At 62.1% G+C, this 10,676-nt stretch carries 6 protein-coding genes and 2 pseudogenes; 6 read left to right on the top strand and 2 right to left on the bottom strand.

Annotated elements, in window-relative coordinates; translation table 11 throughout:
* Nucleotides 1–227: 227 nt before the first annotated feature.
* Nucleotides 228–1,916: pseudogene (locus M6D32_RS01710) on the bottom strand (EAL domain-containing protein); the annotation flags it as partial.
* A gap of 512 nt (nt 1,917–2,428) precedes the next feature.
* Between M6D32_RS01710 and M6D32_RS01705 the strand changes: the two are divergent.
* From M6D32_RS01705 to M6D32_RS01685, 5 genes are all read left to right on the top strand, one after another.
* A complete protein-coding gene (locus M6D32_RS01705) occupies nt 2,429–4,165 on the top strand; it encodes a CocE/NonD family hydrolase (protein WP_298252742.1) in 1,737 nt (578 codons plus the stop codon).
* A 171-nt stretch (nt 4,166–4,336) separates the two neighbouring features.
* On the top strand, nt 4,337–5,905 hold the full coding sequence (locus tag M6D32_RS01700; protein WP_298252745.1) for a tetratricopeptide repeat protein: 1,569 nt from the start codon (nt 4,337–4,339) through the stop codon (nt 5,903–5,905).
* Between the two features lie 89 nt (nt 5,906–5,994).
* A complete protein-coding gene (locus tag M6D32_RS01695) occupies nt 5,995–6,777 on the top strand; it encodes a hypothetical protein (protein ID WP_298252740.1) in 783 nt (260 codons plus the stop codon).
* Complete coding sequence (locus tag M6D32_RS01690) at nt 6,767–8,032, top strand: hypothetical protein (RefSeq protein ID WP_298252738.1); 1,266 nt, start codon at nt 6,767–6,769, stop codon at nt 8,030–8,032. The genes M6D32_RS01695 and M6D32_RS01690 overlap by 11 nt, the downstream gene beginning before the upstream one ends.
* Nucleotides 8,029–9,489, top strand: coding sequence for an aspartate aminotransferase family protein (locus M6D32_RS01685; protein WP_298252736.1), 1,461 nt, complete (start codon nt 8,029–8,031; stop codon nt 9,487–9,489). The genes M6D32_RS01690 and M6D32_RS01685 overlap by 4 nt, the downstream gene beginning before the upstream one ends.
* Before the next feature lie 48 nt (nt 9,490–9,537).
* Here the strand turns inward: M6D32_RS01685 and flbT are convergent, their stop codons facing one another.
* A complete protein-coding gene (flbT, locus tag M6D32_RS01680; RefSeq protein ID WP_298252734.1) occupies nt 9,538–9,954 on the bottom strand; it encodes a flagellar biosynthesis repressor FlbT in 417 nt (138 codons plus the stop codon).
* A 355-nt stretch (nt 9,955–10,309) separates the two neighbouring features.
* On the opposite strand from flbT, the pseudogene M6D32_RS01675 reads away from it, so the two are divergent.
* Nucleotides 10,310–10,676, top strand: a pseudogene (locus M6D32_RS01675) (flagellar protein); the annotation flags it as partial.

The following is a 10,676-nucleotide window of genomic DNA, read 5'->3' as shown; positions in this document are numbered from 1 at the left end:
TATCAGTTTCGCGGTGACCTCGTCATAGGAACTTCAAATTCTAAACCGCACTAGAATCATATAATTGGCTAGTGCTCCTTTGATTCCGAAGTTCGTAAACGTGGAGCCGCAATATGATACGAACTTCGGAATCGGAGCACTGGTACCGCCGATCTGAAGTCCCTGCACCACAAGCGGCGAATTCGATCAGGGAGCAACCGCTTCAGCCTCTCTCCTCATCATGAGCGTCAGGCGACGGCCTTCCTGGGGTCGGACCGCAAGAGCGGCAGGATGTCGGCTGCCGGCACCGGCTTGCTGAACAGGAAGCCCTGCATTTCGGTGCAGCCCAGCGCGCGAAGCGACTCGCGCTGTTCCGCCGTCTCGACGCCTTCCGCCAATGTCATCATGTGGCGCGCGGCCGCGATATTCACCACCGCCTGTACGATCGAGGAGCCGCCTTGCGTGGCAAGGTCGTTGACGAAGCAGCGGTCGATCTTGATCTTGTCGAACGGGAAACGCTGCAAATAGCTCAGTGACGAATAGCCGGTGCCGAAGTCGTCGAGCGCGATCCGCACCCCCAGCGCGCGAAGCTGATGCAACGTGGCAAGCGCTGCCTCGTCGTCGCGAATGAGAACGGCCTCGGTTATTTCGAGCTCCAGCCGCCGCGCGGGAAGCCCCGAGGCCGCCAGCGCCGCCGCGATCTTCAGCGCCAGCGTGCCGCTCTTGAACTGAACCGGTGAAACGTTGACCGCCAGCTTGAACTCTCCCGGCCACGTCATGGCGTCTTTGCAGGCGGCGTTCAGCACCCATTCGCCGAGTTCGTTGATGAGGCCGGTCTCCTCGGCGACCGGAATGAAGTCGGCGGGCGAAATCATGCCGCGCTCGGGATGGCGCCAGCGCGCCAGCGCTTCGCAGCCGGTGATCCTGTTGTTCTCGAGACTGACGCAGGGCTGGTAATAGACCTCGAAGGCGCCGTCGATCAGGGCCTGACGCATATCCATCTCGAGCATGCGCCGCGCCTTGACCCGCGCGTCCATCGCCGGTTCGAAGAACCGCGACGTCCGCCGGCCCGCCGCCTTGGCGGCATACATCGCAAGGTCGGCATTCTTGAGAATCTGGTCGAGGCCGGTGCCGTGCCGGGGCGCCATTGCGACGCCGACGCTGGCGTCTGACGTGACCTGGTGGCCGAGGCATTCGAACGGCGTACGAATGGCCTCGAATACCCGCCTCACCAGGCCGGCCGTTTCGGCCTGGTCGTTGATCGACGTCTGCATGATGGCGAATTCGTCGCCGCCGAGGCGAGCGATGAATTCGTTCGGGCGGGCGACACGGCGGAGATTCGTGGCGACCGACTGGAGCAATTGGTCGCCGGCCTGATGCCCGAGCGTGTCATTGACGCTTTTAAACTCGTCGACATCGATATAGAGCACCGCCAGCTGCCGGTTCGGCGCGATGCTGCCGAGTTCCTCGCGCAGCCGCTCGTGAAACAGTGCGCGGTTCGGCAGATCGGTCAACGCGTCGTAATGGGCCAGATGCCTGATCCGCGCCTCGGCGCGGCGGCGCTCGGTGACATCTTCGTGCGTTGCGACCCATCCGCCGCCCGCCACCGGCTTGTTGACGATCATGATCGTCCGCCCGTCGGGAGTCTCGGTCTGGTGATGGCTGGTCCTTCCTTGCAGCAGGCTGCGGGAAAGAGCGGCGCAGTATTCGTCGACGTCGCCGTTGAATGCTCCGCTCTCCCTGCGATGGGCGATAATATCGCGGAGAGCGATGCCGGATTTGACGATCTCCGGCGATAGCCCATACATCGCGATATAGCTCCGATTGCAGACGATCAGCCGCGATTCGGCATCGAACAGCAACAGCCCCTGCGTCATATTGTTGATGGCGATGTCAAAGCGGTCGTTTTGCGCCTGCAGGTCGCGCTCCCGCACCATGAGTTCTGCCGAGCGGTCGCGATCGAACGCTTCATAGGTGCTCCCGACCAGCGCAGCGAGCTTGTCGATATCGACATGGCCCGCGGCCTCGGTTGCCTGCGCGATCTGCTTGGCGATCAGGCGGTGCACGGTCAGGCTCCGGCGAACGAAATAGAATAAAACTCGAACCGCGGCGCGCCGGTGCCCAGCCTGGCACCAACGGCTTCCGCCTCATCGCCTGTTTGCTCGTTCCAGGTGATCGGTTGCGAGTACATTTGAGTTCGCCGCGCCTTTAAAATTGCGCAGGTAATCCACTACTCGATGTCCCCTGAATAGTTGGTTAGACCGGACGGCTGCGCGCGCGGGTTGGCAGTCATTCGGCTTCTATGCTTGATGGCCGCCTAACGCCGTCCGCGATTTGCCAGTTCGGTGGAAACCGGGCGTTAAGGTTGAAGGGGAGTTCCATCCTGCACCATCAACGTCAGTGAAAATCAGAAGCGGACATGAATCGCTCACGGAAAGGAAACCGGGAAATGACTGCACGGAGCGAACAAGACAACATGCTCATCGAGTGGGACGTCGGCATCCCCATGGATGACGGCCTGACCGTTCGCGCCGATGTCTTCCGGCCACGGGGCACGGGAAAATGGCCGGTGCTGCTGACTTACGGCCCCTATGCGAAGGGGCTGGCCTTCCAGAAGGGCTATCCGAGTGCCTGGCAGAACATGATCGCGAGCCATCCGGACGTCGCGTCCGGATCGACCAACAAGTATCAGAACTGGGAGGTGGTCGACCCGGAAAAGTGGGTGCCGCACGGCTATGTCTGTGTCCGTGTCGACTCCCGCGGCACCGGCCGCTCGCCCGGCTTTGTCGATCATTTCTCGCCGCGCGAGACGCGCGATTTCCATCAATGCATCGAATGGGCGGGCGTTCAGCCATGGTCGAATGGCAATGTGGGCCTGAACGGCGTTTCCTATTACGGCATCAACCAGTGGCATGTCGCTTCGCTCCAGCCGCCGCACCTGAAAGCCATGTGCATCTGGGAAGGCGCGGCGGATTGGTACCGCGACATGACGCATCACGGCGGGATCCTGTCGACCTTCTGGGCCAACTGGTACGACATGCAGGTCAAGACCGTGCAATATGGTCTAGGCGAGCGAGGGCCGCGCAACGCGGTGACCGGCGAGTTGGTTTGTGGCGACGAGACGCTGTCCGACGAGCAACTCGCGCGCAACCGCGCAAGCTTCGGCGACGAGATTCTCGCCCATCCGCTCGACGACGATTATCACAAGGCGCGCTCGCCCGACTGGAGCAGGGTGACGGTGCCGTTTCTGTCCGCGGCCAATTGGGGCGGGCAGGGCCTGCATCCGCGCGGCAATTTCGAGGGGTTCGTCCGCGCCGCTTCGAAGCAGAAATGGCTCGAGTGCCACGGGCTCGAGCACTGGACGCATTTTTACACTGACTATGGCCGCGAATTGCAGCGACGGTTTTTCGACTTCCATCTCAAGGGCGAAGCGAACGGCTGGGACCGGCAGCCGAAGGTCCAGCTCCAGGTTCGCCACGTCGACCAATTCGTCGAGCGGCATGAGGCAGACTGGCCGCTGCCTTCCACTCGTTGGACCCGGTTTTATCTCGATCCGCGGAATCAAAGCCTTTCGCTGCAACGGCCATCCAAGGAAGCTGAAATCAGCTTCGCCGCCATGGGTGACGGCCTGACCTTCATGTCGGAGCCGCTTTCTGAAGAGACCGAGATCACCGGACCGCTGGCCGCCAACTTGCGTATTTCCTCCAGCACGGAAGATGCGGATATCTTCATTGTGTTTCGCGTCTTCACCGCGGATCTGCGCGAGATCACCTTTCTCGGCGCAATTGATCCGCACACGCCGATGGCGCAGGGATGGCTTCGCGCTTCGCACCGCAAGCTCGACGAAAAGCTGTCAAAACCTTATCGCCCTTATCACAGCCATGACGAGCTTGAGCCGCTTCAGCCAGGAAAGCCCGTCGATCTGGCCGTCGAACTCTGGCCGACCTCGATCGTCGTGCCGAAAGGCTACCGGATCGCGCTGAGCGTGCGCGGCAAGGATTATGTTTGGCAGGCAAGCACGGGCGCGAAGCTCTCGAACTTCAAGAACGAACTGTTGGGATGCGGACCGTTCCTGCATGACGACCCACGCGATCGGCCGGCCTGCCTCTCTGCGGGAACAACCAAGCTGCATATCGACCGGCAGGGAAGTTGCAGCGTTTTGCTGCCGGTCATCCCGCCCCGTTAAAGGCACTCAGCGATTTTTCCTCAGGCTCAGCCGGAAGCGTCCGAAAATGATAGCTTTGCCCGCATCGTGTGATTCGAAGTGGCGCACGTGCCGGCGCGCATCCGAATGGCTTGCGGGCTTCGGGACCGGAGCTGTGGTTTGTCTGCTCAATGGAAAAGCGCTTCCGTGGGGATGCCGAACCTGCCGCGCTTGCAGCGGCAGGCGCTGAGCGCCTTCGAGCAAGGCCATTTCGACAAGGCCGAGAGGTTATGCGCGGCGATATTGGAATATCGCCGCGACGATTTCGATGCTTTGCACCTCGCTGGTTTCGTCCGCCTGCAACGCGGCCGTCCCCTTGAGGCGATCGGTTTCATCGAAAGGGCTGTAAAGGTCAACGCGGGCTCGGTCGATGCGATCTCAAATCTCGGGCTGGCGCTGCACGGGGCAGGGCGCTTCGAGGACGCCATTGCGCGCTATCGCGACGTGCTCGTGCTTGCGCCTGATCATCCCGAGATCCTCTACAATCTCGGCAACGCCTATCTCGAGCTCGATCGCATCGCTGAGGCGCTGGAGAGCTACGACGAGGCGTTGGGGCACAATGCCTCCCACACCGGCGCGCACGTCAACCGTGGCAACACGCTGTTGCGGTTCAACCGCCCGCAAGAGGCGCTTGCGAGTTATGACAGGGCGCTCGCGACCATGCCCGGTCATCCGCAAATCCTGACCAATCGCGCCCATGCGCTGCGCCGGCTCGATCGTCCGCGAGAGGCGTTGATCGATCTGGATGCGGCGCTGGTGAAAACTCCCGACTTTCCCGAGGCGCATTTCGAAAACGCGCTGGCGCGTTTGACGCTCGGTGATTTTAAGGCCGGCTGGAAGGCCTATGAGTGGCGCTGGAAGACGGGTGCGTTTGCGAACCAGCGGCGCTCGTTCCGGCAGCCGCTGTGGCTGGGTGACGTTCCGCTGTCCGGCAAGACGATCCTGCTTCACGCCGAGCAGGGGTTCGGCGACACGATACAGTTCATTCGCTATGCGCGGCTGGTTGCCGATCGCGGCGCGCGGGTGATCTGCGAAGTTCAGCCGGAGCTGGTGTCGCTGCTGTCGCAACTCGATGGCGTCGAGTTCATCGCCAGGGGCGATGCTTTGCCGGCGTTCGATCTGCATTGTCCGTTGCTCAGCCTGCCGCTCGCGTTCGGCACCGACGCCGCATCCATCCCGGCCGGGATTCCCTATCTGGCCGCGCCAGCAACGCGCATTGCGCACTGGCGCGAGCGTCTTGGCCAAGGCGCTCCGCGCGCAGGCTTCGTCTGGTCCGGCTCTGCTGCCCACAAGAACGATGCCAATCGCTCGATTGCGCTGGCGCGGCTCGCGCCGTCGTTCGAGAACTTGCCGTTTGCATGCTTCAGCCTGCAACGCGAAATGCGCGAGGCCGACCGCGAGGCGTTACCGCGTGTGCCGAGCCTGGTCGATCTCGGCCCGGAACTCCCCGATTTCACCGATACCGCTGCCGTCATCTCGCTGCTGGATATCGTCGTTTCCGTCGACACCGCGGCCGCCCATCTCGCCGGCGCGATGGGCAAGCCGGTCCTGATCCTGCTGCCGCATGCGGCGGATTTTCGCTGGCTGCGCGCATCGAGCGAGACGCCCTGGTATCCGACCGCCAAACTGCTGCGGCAGCCCTCCTTCGGTGACTGGGACAGCGTCATCGACCGCCTGGCGGCCGAATTGCAGCGCCATTTGGGGGCAGGAAGCGGCCGTTAGGATTTCGTTAACCACGTCTGTTTACTGATTGGTGACGATTGCGGCCGGGACTGCCAATCCAGGGTGGGGACGAGCCGCGGGAGTGCCTGATGACCGAGCAGCCAGTTCACCTCGTGGTAGCGACGCCCTGTTTCGGCGGCCAGGTCTCCACCATCTACGTCAATTCCATTTTCGCGCTGCAGAGCGCGGTCTGGTCGCTGTCGAACCTGCGCCTCAAGGTCGAGTTGCGCGACGGCGATGCGCTCATCACGCGGGCGCGCGCCAACCTGATGACATCGTTTCTCGATGATCCCACGGCGACGCATCTTCTCTTTGTGGATGCCGATATCGGCTTTACGCCCGATCAGGTGTTCCGCCTGATCGAGTCCGGCGCCGATGTCGTGGCCGGCGTCTATCCGATCAAGCGCGTCAACTGGGAAAAGGCTCAGCGCGCCATTGAGGGACGGCGGCCGAACGTGCCGGCGGCCTCACTCGACTATGTGCTGGAGATCAACGATCCCGATCATGTCATCGTCGTCAACGGCTTCACGCGGGTGCGTTACGCCGGCACCGGCTTTCTGATGATCCGCCGCCAGGTGTTCGAGAGAATGTGTGCGCATCCTGATTACGCGCCGCTGAAATTTTCGGGCGAGCATTCGCATGACGCGCTGGCCGGAAGCCCGAACCGCTTTGCGCTGTTCGAATGCATGATCGATCCCGCGACCGGCACCTATCTCAGCGAGGACTTCGCCTTCTGCAAACGCTGGACCGACATCGGCGGTGAAATCTGGGCCGATCTCCAGAGCCGCCTCGACCACGTCGGCCCATCGGTGTTCCGCGGCGAAGTCGCCTCGCAATTTGCCAGCCCGGCGGTCGCGACCAATGCGGCCTGAGCCGGAGACGGCAGCTCTTAATCGAAGCGGCAGCTCGCGGCCGCGTTGCGCGGAGCGCATCGGTCTTGCCAGATTGACGCGCGCCTATGAAGCCGGACACGACCTTCGTCCGCTATGGCAGCAGTTGATCGCCAAACTGCTTGACGGCACGATCGAAGCGGGCGAGGGGCTCGACCTGTCGCTGATCGCGCAACTGCTTGGCGACAAGGAAGCGGGGCTGGCGATCCAGCATGCCATCCTGTCGTCGCATCAATTGTTCCGTTCGCCCTGTGCGGCAAAGCCTCCTCGTTTGCGTGTGCTGGCGCTCGCGGCAGCGACCGACATGGGCAGCAACACGCCGATCGAATTCCTGCTGGAAGGTAGCGGCATCGAATTGACGACGCTCTACGTCATGCCGGATATCGATTGGCCCGACTGGTTGCCCGACCACGACGTCGCGATGGTGATCGCTTCGGATTCCGACGATTGCCGCAGCGCGCTCGACAAGATCGCGCAGGCCATGACGCACTGGCCGCGCCCGTTGCTCAATCCGCCGCAACGGATCGGCCGTCTCGATCGCGACAAGCTGTACGCTCTGCTCGATGGAGCCGAGGGACTTCAGATTCCGCCGACAGCCTGTGTCGCTCGCGAACCGCTCGAGAAACTTGCGCAATCAAAGCTCGCGCTTTGCGATTTGTTGTCTGGTCTTGCCTTTCCCGCCATCGTCAGGCCACGCGGCTCGCACGCCGGCAGAGGCTTGACGAAGTGCGAGGACGCCACCGCCATTGCGCGCTATCTTGGCGAAAATCCGAGCGAGGAATTTTTCATCTCGCGCTTCATCGATTATCGAAGCGCTGACGGCTTGTTCCGCAAATATCGTCTCGCGTTCATCGATGGCAAGCCTTATGCGTGTCATCTTGCGATCGCCGATCGCTGGGACATCTGGTATCTCAACGCGCAAATGGCTGCGAGCGACGACAGGCGGTGCGAAGAAGCGACATTCATGCAGAGATTCGATTCGGACTTTGCAAGACGCCATCGCGCAGCGCTTGCGGAGCTCGCGGGCCGCATTGATCTCGACTATTTTACCGTGGATTGTGCGGAGGCCAAAGACGGATCGTTGCTGATTTTCGAGGCCGATAACACGGCGATCGTTCATGACATGGATCGGCCCGATATCTTCCCCTACAAGGTCCCGCAAATGCGAAAAGTATTCGATGCTTTCGCCGCGATGTTGTTGCGCCGCTCGGCTCGCCCATGCGAGGCGGCCGCGTGACCGCCTCGACCGAGACGCGACCTTCAACGCCTGGGCCGAGCGAGACGCTCGATCCGTCGGACTGGGATCAGTTGCGCGCGCAAGCGCATCGCATGCTCGATGAGACGATCGATTATATCGCCAACATTCGCGAGCAACCGGTCTGGCGTCCGATTCCCGACGAGGTTCGCGCGCGATTTCGCGAGGGACTTCCGCGTGAAGCATCCGAGCTCGGCGAGATCTACCGCGAATATTCCGATTTCATCGCGCCCTATGCGACCGGCAATGTTCATCCCGGCTTCATGGGATGGGTGCATGGCGGCGGCAATGTGATCGGCGTGCTGGCCGAGATGCTGGCGGCCGGGCTCAACGCCAATCTTGGCGGCCGCGATCACATGCCGATCGAGGTCGAGCGCCAGATCGCCGAATGGACGCGGACGATGTTCGGCTTTCCGCCGGGCGCCAGCGGCATTTTCGTGACGGGAACGTCGATGGCGAACCTGATGGCGGTCTGGGTCGCGCGAACGGCGGCGCTTGGACAAGAGGCGCGGCAGCACGGCGTCGGCGGCGAGGGCGCGTTGCTCACGGCGTACACGTCGAAGGCGACGCACGGATGCGTTTCGAAGGCGATGGATCTTGCAGGATTCGGCAGCGATGCGTTGCGGACCATGCCGTTCGATCGCTCGCATCGCGTCGATGTGGCGGCGATGCGCGCGCAGATCGCGCGCGATCGCGAGGCGGGCTTGCGGCCTTTTCTCGTGGTCGGCTCGGCCGGCACCGTCGACGTTGGCGCGATCGACGATCTCGTTGCGTTGAGCGAATTGTGCCGCGAGGAAAAACTCTGGTTTCATGTCGATGGCGCCTATGGCGCGCTCGGCGTGCTCTCGCCGTCGATCGCGCCGCGTCTCGCCGGACTGGAGCAGGCCGACTCCGTCGCGCTTGATTTCCACAAGTGGGGACAGGTTCCGTACGACGCGGGCTTTCTGCTGGTTCGCGACAGTCAACGTCATCTCGACGCGTTTGCCGCACCGGCGGTCTATCTGCGGCGCGAGACGCGAGGTCTGGCCGCGGGCTCTCCGTGGCCATGCGACCTGGGGCCGGATCTGTCGCGCGGATTCCGCGCGCTGAAAACGTGGTTCACGCTGAAGGCGTTCGGCACGAAAAAGCTTGGCGCGATGATCGAGCGCACCTGCGCGCTCGCGCGCTATCTGGAAGAAAAGATTTCGGCGGAGCCGCGGCTGGAACTGTTGGCGCCGGCGCAACTGAACATCGTCTGCTTTCGTTATCGCAGCGACGATGCCAACCGCGTCAACAGCGAGATCGTGGCGGACATCCAGGAGTCAGGAATAGCGGTGCCGTCGACCACGACGCTCGACGGCAAGCTCGCGATTCGCGCAGCCATCATCAATCACCGCACCGACACACGCGATCTCGATGCGCTTGTCGAAGCCGTGCTGAAATTCGGCGAGCGGCATTAAGCGGCTGAAGCAGCCGGTTGATCTTCTTCAGCCGAACTGAGCCTTGGCTCAGGCGGCTTGCTTGGCAGCCTGTTTGGCGCGGGCGTGGTCGAGCAGCTTCTTCTCGTAAGCCACGAGCTTCCGCGCTTCCTTCAGCGCCTGATACAGGTCGCCGCTGAGGATATTGATGTTGATGCCCTCGATGATCGGCCACATGCTCGGCGCCGCGGTGACGAGCTCGCGCAGCAGGTTGAAGTACGTGCCGTGATTGATGTCGGGCTCCGGCGAAATGTACATCAACTGCACCGACAGATAGATGAGCTTGGCCGGCGTATCGGCGGTCTCGGGCGTCAGGATGTCCTTTTCACGCAGGATCGGGATCTTTTCGCCGTCGATCAGCAGGCGTGCGCGCTGATCGGTGTTGGTGATCACGCAGGATCCAATGATGATCCGCTCGTGTGGCTTGAGTTCGACTTTCAGCGCCATGCCTGTTCTCCGTTGCCGTCCTCGACGGACGGGAGGTTCGAATTTTGCGCGATTAAGCGCCCAAGAACGCCGGCGACGGACTCAAACAATCGTAGCCAGACCGGAGTCTTCCCGAGTCGCTCTTAAAAATTCGTAAACGCGGCCGGGCGGCTGAAAATTACCCAGCGATTCCAAAGGGCTGGGACGGCCGCCGGTAGGGTAAAAAATCCGTATTTGGCTTTGTCCTTCAGGTATTTAGCCGAATGCGAGGTGTCTGATTCATGCTTTGTTAGAGGGGCCGCTTCCACGGTGCGAGGACACCTGATCCTGGACGGGTCAGGTCTGTTTTGAGTTTCACACCAGAAAGGTATGAATTATGTCCGGTATCGTTCTTTCGGCATCAGTCCGCCAAAACCTCCTCTCCCTCCAGTCGACTGCTTCGTTGCTTGCAACGACCCAGAATGACCTTGCCACCGGCAACGCGGTCAATTCGGCGCTCGACAACCCGACCAACTTCTTCACCGCGGCAGGCCTCAACAACCGCGCTTCCGACATCGGCAGCCTGCTCGACAGCATCGGCAACGGCGTGCAGGTGCTGCAGTCCGCCAACACCGGCATCACCTCGCTGCAGAGCCTGGTTTCGAGCGCCCAGTCGATCGCCAACCAGGTGCTGCAGACCCCGGTCGGCTATTCGACCAAGTCGAACGTCACCTCGACCGCCATCACCGGTGCCACCGCCAACA

The sequence above is a fragment of the Bradyrhizobium sp. genome (assembly GCF_027307225.1).
Classification (GTDB): domain Bacteria; phylum Pseudomonadota; class Alphaproteobacteria; order Rhizobiales; family Xanthobacteraceae; genus Bradyrhizobium.
Note: the sequence above shows the minus strand (reverse complement) of the source record. Positions and strands in the feature narration are given on the sequence as shown.